General features: G+C 31.8%; 17 protein-coding genes. 10 read left to right on the top strand and 7 right to left on the bottom strand.

The window, feature by feature from the left end:
* Positions 1-54: 54 nt before the first annotated feature.
* Positions 55-888, bottom strand: coding sequence for a universal stress protein (locus JE46_RS01035; protein WP_031453393.1), 834 nt, complete (start codon positions 886-888; stop codon positions 55-57).
* A 180-nt stretch (positions 889-1,068) separates the two neighbouring features.
* On the opposite strand from JE46_RS01035, the gene mnmE reads away from it, so the two are divergent.
* From mnmE to JE46_RS01015, 4 genes are all read left to right on the top strand, one after another.
* Positions 1,069-2,469 (top strand): tRNA uridine-5-carboxymethylaminomethyl(34) synthesis GTPase MnmE, encoded by a 1,401-nt coding sequence (gene mnmE / locus JE46_RS01030; protein WP_031453392.1) that lies wholly within the window; start codon positions 1,069-1,071, stop codon positions 2,467-2,469.
* 545 nt (positions 2,470-3,014) lie between these two features.
* Complete coding sequence (locus JE46_RS01025; protein WP_031453391.1) at positions 3,015-3,581, top strand: helix-turn-helix domain-containing protein; 567 nt, start codon at positions 3,015-3,017, stop codon at positions 3,579-3,581.
* Positions 3,582-3,950: 369 nt separating this feature from the next.
* Positions 3,951-4,715 carry a hypothetical protein gene (locus JE46_RS01020; RefSeq protein WP_035136356.1) on the top strand — a complete coding sequence of 255 codons (765 nt, stop codon included), beginning with the start codon at positions 3,951-3,953 and terminating at the stop codon, positions 4,713-4,715.
* The gene (locus JE46_RS01015; protein ID WP_031453389.1) at positions 4,705-6,987 is read left to right on the top strand and encodes a DEAD/DEAH box helicase; all 2,283 of its coding nucleotides are present in this window, start codon (positions 4,705-4,707) and stop codon (positions 6,985-6,987) included. Before JE46_RS01020 ends, JE46_RS01015 begins: the two co-directional genes overlap by 11 nt.
* 240 nt (positions 6,988-7,227) lie before the next feature.
* Here JE46_RS01015 and JE46_RS01010 read toward each other — a convergent pair whose 3' ends face one another.
* The 3 genes from JE46_RS01010 to JE46_RS01000 are packed head-to-tail and all read right to left on the bottom strand — an operon-like array spanning position 7,228 to position 9,020.
* A complete protein-coding gene (locus JE46_RS01010) occupies positions 7,228-8,046 on the bottom strand; it encodes an ImmA/IrrE family metallo-endopeptidase (protein ID WP_031453388.1) in 819 nt (272 codons plus the stop codon).
* Positions 8,021-8,365, bottom strand: a complete 345-nt coding sequence (locus JE46_RS01005; protein WP_031453387.1) for a hypothetical protein — start codon at positions 8,363-8,365, stop codon at positions 8,021-8,023. Before JE46_RS01005 ends, JE46_RS01010 begins: the two co-directional genes overlap by 26 nt.
* Positions 8,352-9,020 carry a hypothetical protein gene (locus JE46_RS01000; RefSeq protein WP_031453386.1) on the bottom strand — a complete coding sequence of 223 codons (669 nt, stop codon included), beginning with the start codon at positions 9,018-9,020 and terminating at the stop codon, positions 8,352-8,354. Before JE46_RS01000 ends, JE46_RS01005 begins: the two co-directional genes overlap by 14 nt.
* 220 nt (positions 9,021-9,240) lie before the next feature.
* Between JE46_RS01000 and JE46_RS00995 the strand changes: the two genes are divergently transcribed.
* The 4 genes from JE46_RS00995 to JE46_RS00980 are packed head-to-tail and all read left to right on the top strand — an operon-like array spanning position 9,241 to position 12,476.
* Positions 9,241-10,224, top strand: a complete 984-nt coding sequence (locus JE46_RS00995; protein ID WP_031453385.1) for a CBASS oligonucleotide cyclase — start codon at positions 9,241-9,243, stop codon at positions 10,222-10,224.
* A 10-nt stretch (positions 10,225-10,234) separates the two neighbouring features.
* Positions 10,235-10,750 carry an HORMA-1 domain-containing protein gene (locus tag JE46_RS00990; RefSeq protein ID WP_031453384.1) on the top strand — a complete coding sequence of 172 codons (516 nt, stop codon included), beginning with the start codon at positions 10,235-10,237 and terminating at the stop codon, positions 10,748-10,750.
* Positions 10,750-11,634 carry an AAA family ATPase gene (locus tag JE46_RS00985; RefSeq protein WP_031453383.1) on the top strand — a complete coding sequence of 295 codons (885 nt, stop codon included), beginning with the start codon at positions 10,750-10,752 and terminating at the stop codon, positions 11,632-11,634. Before JE46_RS00990 ends, JE46_RS00985 begins: the two co-directional genes overlap by 1 nt.
* Positions 11,631-12,476, top strand: a complete 846-nt coding sequence (locus JE46_RS00980; RefSeq protein ID WP_051872780.1) for an SMODS-associated NUDIX domain-containing protein — start codon at positions 11,631-11,633, stop codon at positions 12,474-12,476. The genes JE46_RS00985 and JE46_RS00980 overlap by 4 nt, the downstream gene beginning before the upstream one ends.
* Before the next feature lie 194 nt (positions 12,477-12,670).
* On the opposite strand, the gene JE46_RS00975 is transcribed toward JE46_RS00980, so the two are convergent.
* From JE46_RS00975 to JE46_RS00965, 3 genes are all read right to left on the bottom strand, one after another.
* Complete coding sequence (locus JE46_RS00975; RefSeq protein ID WP_031453381.1) at positions 12,671-13,519, bottom strand: HNH endonuclease; 849 nt, start codon at positions 13,517-13,519, stop codon at positions 12,671-12,673.
* A 10-nt stretch (positions 13,520-13,529) separates the two neighbouring features.
* Positions 13,530-15,050, bottom strand: a complete 1,521-nt coding sequence (locus JE46_RS00970; protein WP_031453380.1) for an ATP-dependent nuclease — start codon at positions 15,048-15,050, stop codon at positions 13,530-13,532.
* A 175-nt stretch (positions 15,051-15,225) separates the two neighbouring features.
* Positions 15,226-17,376, bottom strand: coding sequence for a KAP family P-loop NTPase fold protein (locus JE46_RS00965; RefSeq protein WP_031453379.1), 2,151 nt, complete (start codon positions 17,374-17,376; stop codon positions 15,226-15,228).
* Between the two features lie 281 nt (positions 17,377-17,657).
* Between JE46_RS00965 and JE46_RS00960 the strand changes: the two genes are divergently transcribed.
* Positions 17,658-17,963: a helix-turn-helix domain-containing protein gene (locus JE46_RS00960; protein WP_031453378.1), complete on the top strand. Its 306-nt coding sequence runs from the start codon at positions 17,658-17,660 to the stop codon at positions 17,961-17,963.
* Positions 17,964-18,423: 460 nt separating this feature from the next.
* Positions 18,424-19,308, top strand: coding sequence for a bacteriophage abortive infection AbiH family protein (locus JE46_RS00955; protein ID WP_051872778.1), 885 nt, complete (start codon positions 18,424-18,426; stop codon positions 19,306-19,308).
* Positions 19,309-19,324 lie beyond the last annotated feature (16 nt).

Here is a 19,324-nt window from a genome sequence, read left to right as displayed (position 1 = left end):
GAATCACAAATATAGGTTTTACCAATACAAAACACTGATTAATTATATCAGAAATTAGTTGTCATGCATCACTAAAACAGGAATAGAAACCTCTTTCGTTATTTTTTTAGCAAAACCAGAACTAAAAAACCCTTCAAAAAAGGATCTTTTATGTGTAATAGTCGTGAGAACATCAATATCCTTAAAGAGTATAAAATCAAGTATTGTTTCTTTGACATCATCACTTGGCAACACTAAAAATTCTACATTTTCATCAGCAAACTCGACTTCCCATTCTTTGATGGTTTGCTGGGATACATCCGAATCAGAAGTTTTAACATATAAACTTCGAACTTTCGCATCCGTTTTCTTTGCTATTTTTAATACTTTTCTTAACTCTTTTTTATCTTTTTCCCGATACCTGGTAGTAAAACCAATTACTTTTATCTTTTTAAATTTAGCATCTATAGGAACACATAACACCGGAACCTCAACCCCTGAAATCACAGAACTGGTATTGGATCCCAAAAAGAAAGTTGTCCAGTCGGAAACCCCATTTGTACCCATAACTACAAAATCAATTTGATCTTCTTTTACAGCATTTTTTAAATTATAGAGCAAATCACCATCCATTAACCGGTGTTTTATTACTATTTCATTTAAATTTCGTTCAGCAGCAATAGCCCTTAATTTAGGGATTTCATCTTTAAAAAGGTCAAATTTAGCCAATTCTATTGAACTGTAAATTGCTGCGTAATTCTCGGGGAAAAACTGACTGTCATATACCGGAATTTCAAAAGTATGCAGTAAAATGAGTTCGGCATTGACAACTTTAGCAAATTCTAAAGCATGGACAAATGCATTTGTAGCTGCTTCAGAAAAATCAGTTGGAAATAATATCTTTTTCATTTTATATCTGATTAATTGGTTTCTACTCAAATTTAATCATTATAAAGACAAAACAAACTGATAATTATCAGGATTTTAACAGTTAATAATTTCTTAATAGTGCTATTTTAGACTCTTTAATGTTATCATTTGTCATTTTCATAGCTCGTAAGATTTCTGCTTTTTTCTTACCTTTGCAAGATGATAAATCAAGATTCTATAGTGGCATTGGCTACTCCATCCGGAGCAGGAGCTATTGCTATAATTCGTATTTCAGGTGCTGAAGCAATCTCCATTGGAAACTCTGTTTTTAAATCTATAAAAAATAAGGACTTAACAAAGCAAAAGACCCATACTTTACATTTGGGCCACATTGTGGATAACGAAAAAACGCTGGATGAAGTTTTAGTATCTGTTTTTAAAGGACCTAACTCTTACACCGGCGAAGATACAATCGAAATTTCATGTCATGGTTCAACTTATATCCAACAACAAATTATCCAGTTATTATTGAGAAAAGGCTGTCGTATGGCTGATGCTGGAGAATTTACCCTGAGAGCTTTCCTAAACGGCAAATTGGATTTATCACAGGCAGAAGCTGTTGCCGATTTGATTTCTTCTGACAATGAAGCTTCACACCAAATTGCCATGCAGCAAATGCGAGGCGGTTTTAGTAATGAAATTGCCCGGTTAAGAGAAGAGCTTTTGAACTTCGCATCTTTAATTGAACTAGAATTGGATTTTGCAGAAGAAGATGTTGAATTTGCAGACCGAACACAATTTTATGAGTTATTAAACCGAATTGAATTTGTTCTAAAACGTCTAATCGACTCATTTGCTATTGGAAACGTCATTAAAAATGGAATCCCGGTTGCTATCGTCGGAGAACCAAATGTTGGTAAATCAACTTTGTTAAATGCCCTATTAAACGAAGAGCGGGCAATTGTTTCTGACATAGCCGGAACAACACGCGATACTATTGAAGATGAATTGGTTATTGGCGGAATTGGGTTTAGATTTATCGATACAGCAGGGATTCGTGAAACAAAAGATGTTGTCGAAAGCATTGGAATAAAAAAGACTTTCGAAAAGATCGACCAGGCTCAGGTTGTTGTTTATTTGTTTGATGGTTTGAAGTTTCAGCTTTCAAGTTCTGAATTTGTTTCAGAGATTGAACAAATCAAAAATAAATACCCATTAAAACCTTTATTAATTGTTGTTAATAAAAAGGATATTTTGTCTCACGAAGAAGTCTTAAACATTACAAATCAACTTGAGAATCTAAATGCTAAGCTTCTTTTAATTTCTGCCAAACAAAAAATTGGTGTTGATGATTTAAAAAATGAATTACTTTCTTTTGTAAATACAGGTGTACTAAGAAATAACGAAACTATAATCACTAATACAAGACATTACGATTCATTACTTAAAGCTTTAGATGAAATACAAAAAGTAAAATTTGGCCTTGAAACGAACCTTTCCAGTGACTTAATTGCTCTCGATATAAAAGAAGCTTTGTATCAATTTGGCCTTATCACCGGTCAGGTGACCAATGACGAATTATTGGGTAATATTTTCGCTAATTTCTGCATCGGCAAATAATTAACATAATTTTAACATATTTAGCCAATTTTATGTTAAAATTTAACCCAAAAATCCTACTTTTTTCACTTAAAAACCCACTTTTTGTACCGTAATTGTACCTCAGAACACAAAAATTGAATTTTGTGCCTTTTTGGGGCAAATAACGGTACCTAAATCCTCTTAAATCTCCTTAAAATCATTAAAAATCATCAAATTTATAGGTAAAATGACCATTTTACTTTGTTTTTGTTTTGTTTTATTTTGTTCAAAATTGTACCACGCTTTTATCAAAACCTGTGAGCTGTTGTAAACATTGGCCTGTTACTTTATTTCACAGAAATTAGCAAATTTTCAAACTGCTTAAATCAACCAAGAAACATAATTATTGGAATTGAAAGCCTTATATTTACTGGAGTAATTAAAAATTTAGTCCTGAAAAATACACCAAGAATAATTTCTCTCCAAATCAAAAAGTGGTGATTAGATATTTTTATAATTAACTTCATTACACGTTCTTAATTAACTACTTTACAACCCTATAATTCCAACTAATAAAATTGGAAATGAGCTCGAATATTTCGGTATATAAAATATGTGGATTTTGTGGTTTTGAGTTCCTTGCAAAGAAAACCACAACAAAATATTGCTCATTAAAATGTGCAAGTAAAGATTATAAGCGAAGGTTAAAAAATCGGAAAATTGAAAGCTCAAACCTTCAAACAATCAAAATAAAAAATCAGCCGCTTATTGATCTTAAAGACAAAGAATTTTTAAATGTAAGACAACTTGCATTGCTTCTAGGTTTTTCAGTTAAAACGGTCTATCGTTTAATCAATACCAAAAGAATAAATGCCTACAACTTTTCAGAAAGAAAAACCTTGATTAGACGGTGTGATATCAATGCTTTATTTGAAAAGCCACAAATCGGCTTTGAAATAGTTTTACGACCAACAGAGCAAAGAAAACAGGCTGAAATTAAAGACTGTTACACTATCACTGAAATACAAAGGAAATTTAATATTTCGAGTGGGGCTTTATATAATCTTATAAAACGCAATAACATAAGTAAATTTTCAGAAGGAAAGTTTACTTATGTAGCTAAAAAGGATATTGAAGGTTATTTTAAGTAATATCATAACCCAATGTATATTAGGTACCAATTTTTATTTAAAAAGAAGTATTTATACGTACTTATTTAAATAATTTAATCGATAAGTTTGAAGTTATCAAATAATATTGAGCAATTAAGGTTTTCCGTAATGCAGCTGTATATTAAATACTAATATTTGTTTTAATTATTTAAATGCAAAATATTCAAAATTTAATATAGGAAAAAGTAGTTTGGACACAAAAATATACAACCTATATTTTTACAGTTCGCCAAATAATCTCACATTGTATTAACATGAAATACATTATAATTAAATAGCAAATTTTTACAGTAGCAATATTTAAATTAAAAATATCTAAATTTATTCTAAATCATATTAAAGAGCGATATGAGTGATAATCTTTCTTACGGACAAATTTTCCAGGAAGAAACATGGGGATCCACATTTTATGAGGTAACCAGCGTTTCAGATACAGAAAATATCTTTGTCTGCCATGCAAAAATCTCTGATCTGGAAAAAATAGCACTGGAACTAACTACACTTGTTAATGATAATTCTTGGGTTATAAAATTAGATGATAGAGCGAGACGTGCTTATGAAACAACTGCACAAAAAACGGCAGATGCACTCGTTAAAGTATTTAAAACCACTCTGTCGTCCGATAATAAAGTGGCTAGTGAATTCGGCGAGCTTATGGTTTCTATGGGTTCATCAAAAGCTTTGGAGGTTGTATTCGGACATCGATCACTTCCTATTGCGGAGTTGTGGAAACCCAAACTTGCCCAAAATGAGGGCTTTGATTTTCATACCGTTTGCACAGAAGATATTATCAATTTTGGAGAGGCAAAATTCTCAAGTACTTCCTCTCCGTATAGTGGTATTTCAGGCGATAGCTCCGGGGCCGGCGGTCAAGCCGACGGTTTCATCGGCGGTAACAAACACCTAATGAATGGTCCACATTTAGGATCACTGGCTGAAGAAGACCCGGCAACGAATCTCGATAACGACCTTTTTGGTGTTGTTTTGGCATTCTCAATTAATGCAGCAAATCCATTAATGGTTCTCAAGAATGCTTTGGAACATTCCAAAACGTATGAAAATTTAAAAAAGGCAAAAAACATTTATATTGTTGGAGTGAGTCATGAATCTTAATACAATTAAAACCTCGAAAGATCCAGCAAAAGATCTAAGCCAGCTGATAGATACAATACATCGCGAAGGCCCTAAGGACTCAGGTTTATTAGAAAATCTTAGCTATTTTAAGGAATTTCATCCTCAGATTTTCGAAGAGTTTGAGGAAAAAATTATTTCAGCATTGGGACTTTTCTATAAGATTGGAAATCCTGGCAACCTATATTCCTTTTTAATGCAAGGATTTGGAAATGAACACATGGAAGACCATGGAGCTCTTCTTACACCTGTTCAGGCTAGCATACGCAGGGCAATTGACGAGAAACAGTACATATCGATCTCAGCACCAACCAGTGCAGGAAAATCATATTCAATCCGGGACTTCCTTGCAGAAGGAACTGGAGATGCGGTAGTAGTGGTTCCGTCCAGAGCCTTGATCGCAGAATACATGAACTCGATGCGCAGGAAATTTGAGAATGATAAAAGCGTTATGATTTCTTCCTTTGTAGATCTGGTTTATAACGACCGTAAGCTACGCCGAATTTTTGTTCTCACGCCGGAACGCTCTAAAGATTTGTATAAGTTTAAGAACGAGTTAAATATTCAGACCTTCTTTTTCGATGAAGCTCAAATTTCAGAGGAAAATAGCAGGGGAATTACGTTTGATATTGCAGTACGAAGGGTCAAAAAACATTTTCCTAACGCTAAGATTATCTTTGCACATCCCTTCATAGAAAATCCGGAAGCTCAATTCTCCAAGCACCAACTTCCCATTAATAATGGTTATGGCCGTTCCTATCTACATGGTTCTGTTGGAAAATTATGTATTGTTTTAAAAGAAGATCAATATTACTACTTCTCTCCTTATATCAGTAACGGATATTGGAAAAAGAACTACATCGCCTTTGATGGGGATTTTAGGAACTTCGCATTGACAGGCCAACATTCCATTCTGGTCTATGTTTCGAAAAATTCAATCTATAAAGGCAGCTTTAAAGAGGGCTTTGAAGACTATATAGCAAGTCTTCCGGATGTGACTAATGAAGACGCACTTCAAATTATAGATAACATTAGTGATATGGTTGGCGCGGATAAGACCAGACATATATCATTCCTAGTAAATCTTCTTAAAAAAGGAATTGTTATTCACCATGGATCCATTCCCCTTGAGGTAAGATTTTTGATTGAAGATTTTATTCGCGGTAAACATTCCACTTTATGCTTTGCAACCAGTACATTAGCTCAAGGCATTAATATGCCATTTGATATTGTCTGGCTAGAAAACAACAAATTCGAAGGGGACGAGCATGAACGCGCTTTAGCATTTAAAAATTTAATTGGAAGGGCTGGCCGTTTAACTGAAAATAAAATATTTGACTACGGATACGTATATACAACCAATGCAAAATTGTTTTCAGAAAGAATCAAGACTACATTTACCTTAAGCGAGAAATCTATATTGGAAAACCCAAAGGACGGAGAACATAATGAAGATGATAAGGAACTCATCGATGCTATAAATAATAATACTTTTGATGATGAGAAGAATATTCCGATATCAAAAGTTGAGCGATTGTCAACTTCAGTAGTATTGCTTGCAGCTAAGCAATTCCTAGATATTTTCTACAGATTTCCAAATGATTTAAGAAATAGTATAGGCGGTGCTTCAAATAAAAGCAATCGTGATAATGCCAAGATTTCGCTTAAAAAGATCTATGAAGCTTCGCTGGGACGAATGCTTAACGGAGGAGAAACAAATGTATTTAACCAAGCCATAGATATTTTTTTTCACGCCGCACAAGGGCGATCATTCAGTGAAATTGTTGGTCTTAGATATAGCTCAATTACTAATAGAGACAAGCCGAACGAACCTTTCGGCGCCTTTTCTCAACCAGCAAAAAAACTTCCTGACAGCAGTCTAAATGTTTATGGATTATATGAAAAGAATACACCCAAGGAAAACGTAAGCTATGATTCCATTGTATATGATACCTACGACTATATGGACCAGGTAATTTCTTTTTCCCTATCCGATATATTTATAGCAGCATTCAAAATTTACGGCGAAAAAAGAAACGACTCTCGGGCAGAAAAAATTGTTGAACTATTTAGGTATAATACCAATAATAAAATACACATTCTCTTATTAAGATATGGATTTTCACCGGAAATAATAAAAGAAATTGCTCCTTACGTTGACACCATTGATGAAGATAGAATCATATTTCTGCCAACCATACAAAATACATCAGATTTCGTAAGAAATATGGTTTCTTGGTACCTACCAGAATAAAAAATAAATCATTTGAAATGATTTTCCTATTGTGTATTATTGCCATAAAAAAGTGCATAGTAGAAAATATAAAAACTTTAAAAACATATTGCTTACAAATTTTCATCCTTATCTCACAATTCAACATAATGCACTTTTCTACAATCGCTTTCACTTTTATAATAGCCAATTATGAAGGAACTTCTTCAGAAAACAGATAAATACAGGAAAAAGGCTAAAACTTATTCTGCATGATGCAATTTATTTAAACCATAACAAACTAATCACATAATTAAAATTATCTGAATAAAAGCATTGTTCATACATTGTTCTATTGGCACGATTATCATTAACAAATGGATAAAACCAATCGTCTGCGGAAAGTTCCTGAATTGCTGCATACTTACTGTCGGCTATTGTGAAAAATTCACCGGCTACAGTAGTTCTCGGCAAAACATTTCCTACTTTAAATTTAAATGGCCATTGAGGAAAATCATCACTCCGTAAAAACCATTTTGCAATATTATCTTGTGAAATAACTGCAAATATTTCATGAGTTCCTATTTTACTGAATCTAATTAATGTAGCCAGAATACTTGTTTGAAATGCCTCAGACCGCTTAAAAATAGTCTCGAATGAAAAGTTTTTTCCTCCTGAAACACCTCTAAACTTCTCTCTTGGCATCAGTAGAACACTAGCAAAATAATCAGCTTCAAGCTCCATTAAGTTTTTCTGATTGATATTATGAAAAGATGCATGTGGTTCAAGCAAACCATATTTTAATCCTAGTCTATGCTGTTCAATAAAATAATGCCCTAATTCATGTGCAAAAGTGTAACGACCTCTCTTGGAGAATTGATTGTTCCCATTATCAATATTTATATGAATATGGAAATTTAAATCCTCAGTATCATAAAGTAACATTCCATCAAAAGCATCTTCATAATGGTCGAAATAATGTGAAATATCTTCGTCCTTTGCAATTTCTTCCAAAAGAGTCAGATTTCCATTTGAAAAATCTCTAGCTATAAACTCTGCCAGCTTTTCTATTTCGTTAATCCGATGATTCGGTATCACCATTCTTTTTGGACTTATTTTGATTGTTCTTTATTTTATTCAAGATGTGCTCTGGCAACTTACTTCCATTACGGGCAACCATTCTATATTCGGCAAGATCTTCTGGCTTTATAGATTCCGGAATCTGAATACTTTTTGGACTGTCTCCACCTCTGATAATTTTGGCAGGGTCAATTTCCAATCCTGTTAAACCAAAGTCAGTATCTCCAAAAAGTGTTTCAAACCTAGATAACTCAACTTCATTTCTTGGAAAAAGAAATCCGGTTGATGCTAACCATTCAGTAACATTCTCAGGGGTTATATGTTTTTTACTTTGAGCCATATAATTTCAAATATGTATCTACAATATCAAATGAATCTTTTTTATAGCTTCTAATAGTTGCTTGAGATAAATCAAGTTCATCTCTTAAACTTTCAAGTAATTTCCTTGGAAGTTTATATCCTTCTTTCTCATGCATCTTATACGTCAAATAAATTATTTTATGCTTTGGCGATAATCGGTCGAGCGCACTTTGTATAATTTCTTGAATTCGTTTTAAATCTTTTAGTTTTGATGGTTGCATACTAGATTGTTCCATATCTGGAAAATCTTTAATAATTTCTTCATCACCTATGTACGGACTTAAATCATTTCCAAGGATTTCATTTTTAAAACCTGGTAGTAAATTTTGTGCAATTCGGAACAAAAAAAACAGAACACAAATATCAATCTCTTTATTGCACTTATCCTTATTAAAACTACCTGCGTATTTTCTAAATCTATCAAAAACTTTCTCTCCAAGTTGAGTAGCATAATCTCTGTCTAAATTCCACTGCTTACATATTGGAATTAATTTTTTCAATAACTGAATCTGAAATCTAAAACAAAATACCATAAAAGCATCATCGGCCGTGCTTGAATAAGCTGGATCACTTGACCATTGAATATATTCAATGAGATTCTCGGTAGATTCATTTTGTAATTCTTGCCACGCCATGTATTGCTTCTGTATAATACTACCTAAAACCGTGGTAACGCTTTTGGTAGTAATAGTAGACACAAAGTTATAAATTAAAATAAGTCTAACTATGATAATAATCAATAAATTACTTACAGATAAAATAAACGCTCCTTAGCATGACAGTTATTATGCCAGTATGTCAGATTACAATATAAGGAATAATATTTGAATGAATTTTTAACATAAAATTAATAAGATGAAATATACAAACGACGAATTAGGTTTTTTTATTGATAAAATTAAGCTAAAGGCTGAGGATATGCCAAAATATAGAACTCAGATAAATAATCTTAAAGAAAAACTGGAGAACAAAATCAAAAACGATGACAGTCACGGTCTAAAAGTGACAAAATACATTTTAGCAGGTTCTTGGAAAAAACATACAATTTTAAAACCAACGGGAGATTTTCCAATAGATATCGATTTGGTTTTATTTGTTGGAGGCGACGATAACATTCAAAATGATTTGAACAAACTTTTCGAATACATTATCACTTATCTAGAAGAGATCTACCCACAGAAAGACATTAGAAAAGTTGTTGATGCTAAGGGAAACACAAAATCTATAACAATTATTTTTAGCGGCTCAGGATTAGAAGTTGACATTGTTCCTGTGGTTCCAATCTCTTCACCAGTCGAATATGTTTGGCAACCTTCAAGAAGAGGTGGTTCGAAATACATTACAAGTATTTCAAAACAGCTCGATTTTTCTGTAAACAACAGAAAAAACAATCCATCTTACACGAGTATCGTCAGAGCTTTAAAATGGTGGAGAAATGAAAAGGAGATAAAACCGACTGATGATGAACCAGGATTATCTTCATACGTAATCGAATTAATAGTAGCTTATCTTGATATAAATTACGGTATAGAAACTAATATTGAAGAAGCAATAATTAGATTTTTTCAATTTGTGAGCGGACCAAACTTCCCTGTCATTTCGTTTAAGAACGCAATCAATACTGTACCAACCTATTACACATCTAGTATTTATGTTGCAGATGATACTAATAATGAGAATAATGTTTCAAAAAGGATGACGGATAGTAAATGGAAAGAAATTGTTGAGGAAGCTTCCGAAGCGTTTGATTCTTTGAATATTGCACAGTCAAAAAGGAATGAAGGAGATACTCTAAGCGAGTGGAAACATGTTTTCGGTTCAACTTTTAATATTAAATAAAAAAATAAATATGTACGGAACAAATACAATAACAGGAACTTATACTGTGATTGACGTCAGAAAAACTTTTGAAGGTTGTGAGGCTGATATTAGAACAATTGCAAGAAGAACAGATAAATGGACGATGTCTTACGTTGATAACTTATTTCATGATATAATGGAGTTAGCCGAAAGCGATTATCTAAAAACAGTTACTATAACTCTTAATAATTCTAGTAATGATAATGCAATTAGAGCGGCTAAATTTTCAGTAAACGCTAACGGTACAGCTACATCTAGCGAAAGAGCTGGCAACAATAATGATTGGGAAAATTTACCAAATACATACTTATCAGTAATTTTATCATACTCTGACAAGTGGCATGCTTTACCACTAAGTGAACAAGTTAAATTTCAACAAAATCATTACTTTAAAATGCAGTGGGTTTCATCCAGTGTAAACACCAACTTTCCACACTTAAATAATAATAACGCGCAACTATATGCCAGTAAAGGGTACGAACTGCAAAAAACAAATTTTAAATAATGGCTTCAATATTTGATAACGCAACTGTACTACCAAGTGCATCGATACAGGAAAAAACAAAAAACCTAGTTGGATTTGAAAAAAAATTCAATCGTATTTACACCAACCTTAAATTATTACTAGACCAAGAGGGATTAATAAGTTGGAGTAAAAAATTTCATAATGTTCAATTACCAGTAATTGATCAGATAAAGGATAAATACCCATTGATTATTTTAGCAGGAGACGCTGGTACCGGAAAAACTATTGCTGCGGAATCTATTGCTGACAGAATGGTCAGAGAACTAAAAAAAGAAGGGCATTTTCTGAAACTAAGTACTAGAGTGCGTGGAGAAGGTTTACATGGTCAGATGGGAAATCTAGTAAATGATGCATTTGCAGAATTAAAAACCCAAGCAGGTAAAAAAAGATTAGCTTTTTTACTAATTGATGAAGCTGATGCCATTGCAACAACGCGTTCAACAATGCAAATGCACCAAGAAGAGAAAGCGGCTGTAAACACGCTAATTCAAAAGATTGACGAGATTAGGGAATTGGATGGTAGAGCTATTGTATTTATGTCGACAAACAGATTACATTTTCTTGATGAAGCAATACTAAGAAGAGCTGCAATAATTTTAGAATTTGAAAGACCTGACAAAGCTGAAAGAATGGAATTATTTGAAATGGGTTTAAAAGGAATAGATTTTTCAAAAGAACAACTTGAAGCACTATCTGATTTAACTGGTCCAGAACAAAATAATGGATTGGGGCATTCTTTTTCAGACATCAGATTACGTGTTTTACCTGAAGCTTTGGCAAATTCGTTTCCTGATAAAGCTTTAACTTACGAAATTTTAAGTGAAACAATAACCAAGATTCAGCCAAGTCCAAAAATAATATGATACGATATATAATTAAATTTTGTTTAGGTATAATATTGATAATTGTCGGGTACTATTTTGTATCCGACAATTTACAACCGGAAATTATCGGAGCTGGCATTCTTTTATTGGTTGATTTGCTAATTGTAGATGGATTATATGATTTAATCACTAACTGGAAAAGAGTTTTTTTGGTACTAAAGTGCAAATATTTAAGTTTTAATGGTCATTATATAAGATTTTCAATGTCTTACTTATATCGCATCAAGGTTAATGATAAGTATCTTTTAGTGAAAAGCTCAAATTTCCCTCACTATCAACTGGTAGGAGGTAAATACAAAAGGTTGAAAGGTACGCAAAGCTTACTAAGAAGAGAGTTTGAGGCTAAAGATGATATAAAATTGGCAACAAGTGGTCTTATGAAGCATGATTATGCGCTATATGTACCTGCAAAAAATGCAATTAAATTTCTTGATTGGTTCAATACAAAACAGGACAGGGAGATTTCTCATTGGCGAGAATTCTATGAAGAACTTATTGCCGGAAAAGGAGAAATTCTTTCAAGGGAAAATTTTCCATATGTGAATTATAATTACGTTGGCACCATCACTACTCCTGTTAAAAGAACACCTGGCTGGGATACTTACGAAATATTACAATATGATATTTTAGATTTGATCCCAACCCCTAAACAAGAAAAAGAGCTCGAAAAACTCTTAGAGAAAGGTGATACTGAATATCTGAAATGGGCAGATACTGAATTAATAAATTCTTTAGGACATTGCAAAAGAGAACAAAAACAACTATATAAAATTGGCGAACATACCAAATGGGCATTGAATATGAAATGGTCAAAAGATTAAATGGAAAATAATCTTAACTCTGCAAATAAAACAAATGTAATTTAATTAACTTTTTTATTTTATCATATTTTCAAATTAACAATAATGTATGCATAAATCATTATTTTTATTTGCTTAGCTTAACCAACAGACTATTTTGAATATAACAATAACAAATTTAAAGACATTCATAAAATAATAATAAAACGATATTGCTATCCAATCAGTCGAAAACCTGTTGAACAAAACCAATGATCTTCTGACAATGCTCTAAACATTGCAGTCTCCCACGAATTTAAATTTACTTGTGCATTTGATGCTGCCTCATCAACCAGATATTTCTCGATTCCAGCTTGCGCAGCTCCGCTAGAATAAATTTTCTCTAAATTATATTTCATCCCAGATAGCCTCCTGGCTGCTTGTGCTGCATATAAAATATTTAACTTAAAACAATCAAGGTGTGTAGTTACTCTGTTTGTTAGCAAGTTACTCCAGCTTGCAGGAGCCTTAACATTAAAAGATAGTGAAACAGGAGCTGTCTTATTAACTATAGCATTTAACCACATTACATTTTCAATGTTATCATAATAAGGATGGAGTGTTTCATCATTAGGTCCTATGGGATAATCTGCCAGTTTACCTGTATTACAGTCCTTGCAAGAAGGTATCAAGTTTATCGGAACAATTGAAAGTCTTGGATACTTAGATTTAGGTAGATAATGATCCAATGTGGTGGCCTCCCTATGTGAACAAAGTGGGCAAAGGCCCCCTGGTGCAGCCATGAGAAGCTGATCATAATATACTCTTCCTTTGGGTTTTTGCACCATCTGAGCTGTATAAACATTTTTTAGCTCCTTATAAGTTACATTTCCATTGACTATTATTTCCCTCGCAATTGTGTAGATTTGACCTTTGGTAATTTTAGCTTCAAACTCTATTTCAGCATTATTTATTAAAGTCTGGCAGTGTTCGAGTCTGCCACGAAGTTCACTATTTCCAACTGTTGCAATACAGACAGGATAGACCACTGCTGCTTTTAATACTGGTTTATTTATTTTACGCATTTTATTTTTATTATTTATTTGCAATTAAAGCCATGACAATTGATCTCGCTTCAGATCCTAATTGATTGTTAAAGGAGTGTACAACCTGATCATAATTATAATCATTCTTTTCAACTATGTCTGCCAACATTTTATAAAAGCCAGAATTTGTAACCTCTAGGCCAAATACGTCATTAGTTAGGACTCCAACGTTCTCACCAAAAGACTCCCGACTTAACCGATCTGAGACTGTAATATCTCCACTTCTTCTTAATTTCCACACGCAGCTTCTAGGTACTTCCTGCAAAATTACAGGAGAATGCGTTGAGACAATTGCTACACCATTTGTTTTGATGAGGAGATCTGATACCGATCTGATAAACGCTGCCAAAAGCGGTGGATGAAGATGAGCTTCTGGTTCATCCATAAGTAGTAAACTCTTTTCCTGTAACTTTTCAACTAATGTAGTAATTGTAAGCAAAATAATTTTATGTCCTGAACTAAGTCTTCTAAAGGCCGTGGAAATAACCATTGCTGACTTATCTAATTCATCACGCATGATTAATTCAACAAATCTTTCTCTTCGAAAGTTAGGATCTGATTGTAAAGTTTCAAGAGCTTCTGCTAATCTTGGAAGCAAACCTCTTGAATTGCATACTTTTAAACTCTCGTAAAACTCAACTGACAGAGTATTTAAATCTTTTATTTCTAATTCAGACTGTAGTTCTTTCGTTTTCCTTAAACCTATATAAGAATACTTCATATCATTAATAAATTCCACATCAGATCGCAAATCCAATTCATCAAAAACACTAAATGAAACGGAAATTAAATTAGCAAAAGAATTTACTTCATCATCATACATGTGTATTTTATTAAAATGAAAACTGCCATGCACAGTAATGGGACCGGAATGAACAACTAACGAATTAATCATATTATCAATCAAAGTCGTTTTTCCAACTCCATTCCGACCAATTAAAACATGAATATTTGTTGGAGGAAGCGATTCCGGAATTACATCAAACAGAAGACTTAATCCATCTTGATCTTTTTTACTTCCTTTATTGAATCGAAAACTATAAGGAGTTAATTTTGCCCCTCCGTTAGCCATTCTTCTATATTGACCAGTTATTGTATTCGGATGGAGATCTCTAAGAAATGAAATTTGAACGACTCTTTCTTCTCTAACACCATTAAAAACTTCAGGCTTTTTTGCTACATCATTTAACTGATTAAGTATCGAATCTCTAATTTCCACTGGTATTTTATTAAGCTTCTCATAATACTCTTCTGAATTTCCCAATGAAAAATAATTATCTCCTATATAATTAAATGTGTAATCAATATGATAAACTTTATCTCTTTCCTCCTGTCCTACAAAACCAATTTTAACTCCACCAAGATCATGCTTTTGTGATTTCTCATCTACATAAAAAATACCGAATAAAGTATAAAAACTAAAGTCATTCCAATTGTCCCAAACAAGACAAACTTCATTTTTGGAGTTTGAATCATACTGACCCCAACTATCTAAGATTCTAAAAATCATTTCTTTTATTATTAGTTATAAGGCAAACAACAATTGCAAAAATGCTCTTATCATTTGTAGATAATTTTCAATTAACAGTTTAATTATTAATATATATTCCTTTAGTATGATGTTTCATTACTCCTTTTTAAAGAATCTATTTTAATTAAAAAATAAGGTTTTATTTCTGTTTTTATCATCCTTTTATTGATTGAGTAATTATAAACCATTGAAATACTGAAACAAGTGTTTCGTCATTAATTGGATCTTGACTTGACACTTCAGAAGGATTTATTTCAGTTATATTTAATCCTTTCAATTTTAGAAGGTTATCATTCAATAACTTTACATCTACAACACCTTTAATTGCATCAAAATTTGACTGAAAAAAGCCAGATTTGTAAGTTCTTGGTATATAATCTGCGGAGGAAGTCATTGTAATAGTCGGTGTAAAAACCTTCAATAATTTCAAAGCAAAAATTGGGTTGTTCTTCTTTTTTAAGTGCTTATCCAAAAAAACTTTCAATGTCTTTTTATGCTGAAGAGAATTTATCCACCAACTTAGCATTCTCCACAAATTTCCATCTTCTAATGAAGTGAAAAAGTTTTCATCTGTCATTGAATCTTTAAAAATAGATACTAGTAATTCTTTAATTTTTAATTTTTCTTTTTCAGAGAAAATTGCATTTACTGGATCTTTTCCCTCTTTAAACATTAGCCAATGATGAATCTCCATGCTATAATCTAACGATTTGCTTATTGAAAATACCTTTAATAAGAGTGTTAGTTGATTTTTCTTAGATTGAATCCCTATCAATCTGGTAATTAAAATAGCTGACTGAGCATAGGTGGAAGTAAAATATATATTTTTATCTTTTGGTAGAGTGTGTCCTAATTCAGCCAATGCTAAAGATAAGTTATAAGATTGTTTTTCATTAAATATTCCTTCTTGCATTCTTAATTTTTGAATTAAGTCAAATGCAGAATATCTCTCTATGGTTTCATTAAGTTTTATCACAACTTCATCAATGCTATTATCTTCAAAATTTTTAACTAAATTTTCAAAGTAATTATCAGGTATATCTCCTTCCTGTACAGAATAAGAAAAATATCGATCAAAATATTTACTTGAACATATCCTTTTCTCTTTAGTCCATCTCACATAAATATCATCTGCATAACCAGAATTACTATATATAATTTTAAGTTGTGGAAATAATTGCTCAAACATTTCGATAATTACTTTCTGCTTCTTCTCGTCATAGATAACAATTGCTTGCGAAATTTCTTTTTTTATCTCATCTTGCTTTTGTTTTTTACTATTAAAATCTGATTGATCTCTATCAGTTCTTTCTAAGAATAATTGTCCATTGTTTCTTATGAAATCATATAAAGATGGGTAGAAAATTTTAAGTCCTTCTAAAATCATCAGATTACTAATGTTTACCTCTCCATTCAATAGCGGTAATGAAAAAGACAAACTATTAGCAAATCTTATCCCCAATCTTGGATTGTCCATAATGGGCAGAAAAGCGTTATCAAAAACTTCTAAAAATTCATTAGATTCTGACTGGTTTAGGTCTATTGAATTATCGTCTAAAACCTTATTGAGAAGATCTAAGGAATATTTAGATAAAGCCTTCTTACTTGCTTTAGGTATCTTAAGAGGGATTTGTATAATTTTTTCTAAAAAATTGTATCCTGCAGATTTACTATCTCCTCCATATTTCGGAGATAATGCAGCAGATACCATCTCATCGTCAAATGATAATATATAACAAGTCCTAGGAAAGTCACCAACTAATTTCACTAGTTTAAAGACATATTGAACTTCTGTAATATCTAATCTATCAATATCATCTACAAATACTACGATGTTTTTTCCGGATTGAATAATTAATTCATCTATTCTTTTCTTTAACTCTTCGGCAGATGTGCTTTTGAGTTTGTTACCTAATTTTTCTAAGCCATCGGTATTAAAACCTACCAATTGAGTTACGGAGCCGATAGCTCCGCCATAATCACTTAAAAGTTCACCAATCTTTTCTTTCTTAGTCTTATTCGAAGCACCTAAAGAAGCTGAAATACTAGTAAAAAAAGATTTTAAAAGATGTTGTTCATCAGAGAAAAGCCAAGGATTGAAGTTTACAATAATTGTTTCTTTTGGTAATTCTTTTTGAATAAAATTCATCACAGTTGTCTTACCTTCTCCCCATCTGCCATACAAACCAATTATAAGGGATTTGTCTATTGAAGGTTTTGCTACGATTGAGGCGATGCGCTTTGAAAATTCATAACGTTGAAAACAATCTTCTGATTGAATTGATGCAGGTTTATCTGTGTACATATAATATTATTTTCCTTTTTTGTTATTGTCTCATACTGTTTAACTTGTCACTACAATACAAGTAATTTCAGACAAAACAGTATTTAAAAGCTTTTCCACTAAGACAAATATTATCTTTTAATTTATTTTTTATTTATGGAAAACCGTATTTTAAATATTTAACAAACAATTTCAAATATATCGATTAAAAAAACATCGACGAGTACGTATTTATACCTGTTTATTTAAACTATTGTAATGGTAATACATACTTTTACATAAGATCTAAATAACAAATTACCATGAAGCCATTTACTTTTGACCAGATACCAATAATGATGAAAAAGCTTTACGATAAATTAGAGCATTTGGAAAAACTTATTGAAAGAACCTCTCCTACTGGAGAAAATCAAGATGAATTACTAAACATTCAAGAAACATCAAAACTTTTAAATCTATCGGTATCAACAATCTATAGTAAAGTATGTAAGAGAGAAATTCCATTTAACAAACAAGGCAAGCGCATTTATTTTTACAAACATGAGTTAATGAAATGGATTAAATCTGGTCGAGTAAAAACTTATTTAGAAGTCCAAAATGGTATTTAAAAAAAGTTCAGAAATCTAGTGTTACTTTAGATTTTTGAACTTTTCTCTTTTTAAGCTTCATCTTTGAATATTCTAGTCATGCATGACTTAGTTTTTTTATGTTAATTATATAAAATAAGGTATTTGCTTTTAAGCCCTAAAGGTGTTTCGCCAGTTTTTATAAAAGGTACTGAAATCTTTGTTACTTCTCATGCTTCGGAGGTTTTAAATATTCTAAAAATTTTCTTGTAATAGAACTGATAAAAGTGGGGGTCTCAACATCTGTTGATATGGAAGATAGAACTTTTGAATTTAATTTCAAAACGAAATAACCACTTCCAACAAATTGTTTATAAAAATTGTAAGTTTTTTTATTATCGAAAATTTATATTTCACTAAGAATCTATATCTTGTCATAGATAACTTTATCGCCCTCAAACGACTACGTATAAATGAAACGCAATGCATATCTTAAAGACTTATGAGTAAACGATTATATATTATAGGAAATGGATTTGATATTTTTCATGGAATCAAATCTAGATACAGCGATTTTCGTGATTTTGTTGAAGAAAAAGAACCAAATTTATTTGAAGCGTTAGATGAATATTTTGTAGCTGATGAATTATGGTCAGACTTTGAAGAAACACTAGCTCATATCGATACTGACAAGATAGTGGATGATGCGTCTGATTTTTTAGTTAGCTATTCCGCTGATGATTGGAGTGATGCAAATCATCATGATTATCAATATGAGATGCAGCGGGCTATCAATGTTATTACGGTAGATTTGCGAGAAAACTTTTTAAATTGGATACTAAACTTAGATATTCCAAAAGTGCAAAAAATTACGTTGAGTAAAGACGCGCAATATCTTGTTTTTAATTATACTCCAACATTACAACAAAATTATTCTATTCCAGAAAATCAAATTTTATATATTCATAAAAAGGCGATAGATACGGATTCCGAAATAATTTTAGGCCATAGTAGGGAATTAACTCCTGAAAATTCATTTAATCATTATAAAGACGATGATGATATGGATTCATACGATGTTAGAGTAATGGAAGGAAATAAAATTTTAGATGATTATTTTGAAAGCACATATAAAAACACTTCAACCATCATCGCCGAAAATGAAGCATACTTTAATAGTTTATTACAAATTGAAGAAATTTTTATCCTCGGCCATTCAATATCTACAGTAGACTTACCTTATTTTCTAAAAGTATTTAGGAGTGTTCGTGCTAACATAAAATGGAATGTCTCATATTTTGGAGATATGCAAAGGCCTATTGACATATTAAAAAGTATTGGAGTAGATGAAAAAAATATTAATCCGATTTTGTTAACCGATCTATAACTTCACTTACCGGGAT

This window comes from Flavobacterium chungangense LMG 26729, from assembly GCF_000735715.2.
GTDB lineage: Bacteria > Bacteroidota > Bacteroidia > Flavobacteriales > Flavobacteriaceae > Flavobacterium > Flavobacterium chungangense.
The sequence above is the reverse complement of the archived record's forward strand: the minus strand, read 5'-3'. Positions and strand labels throughout refer to the sequence as shown.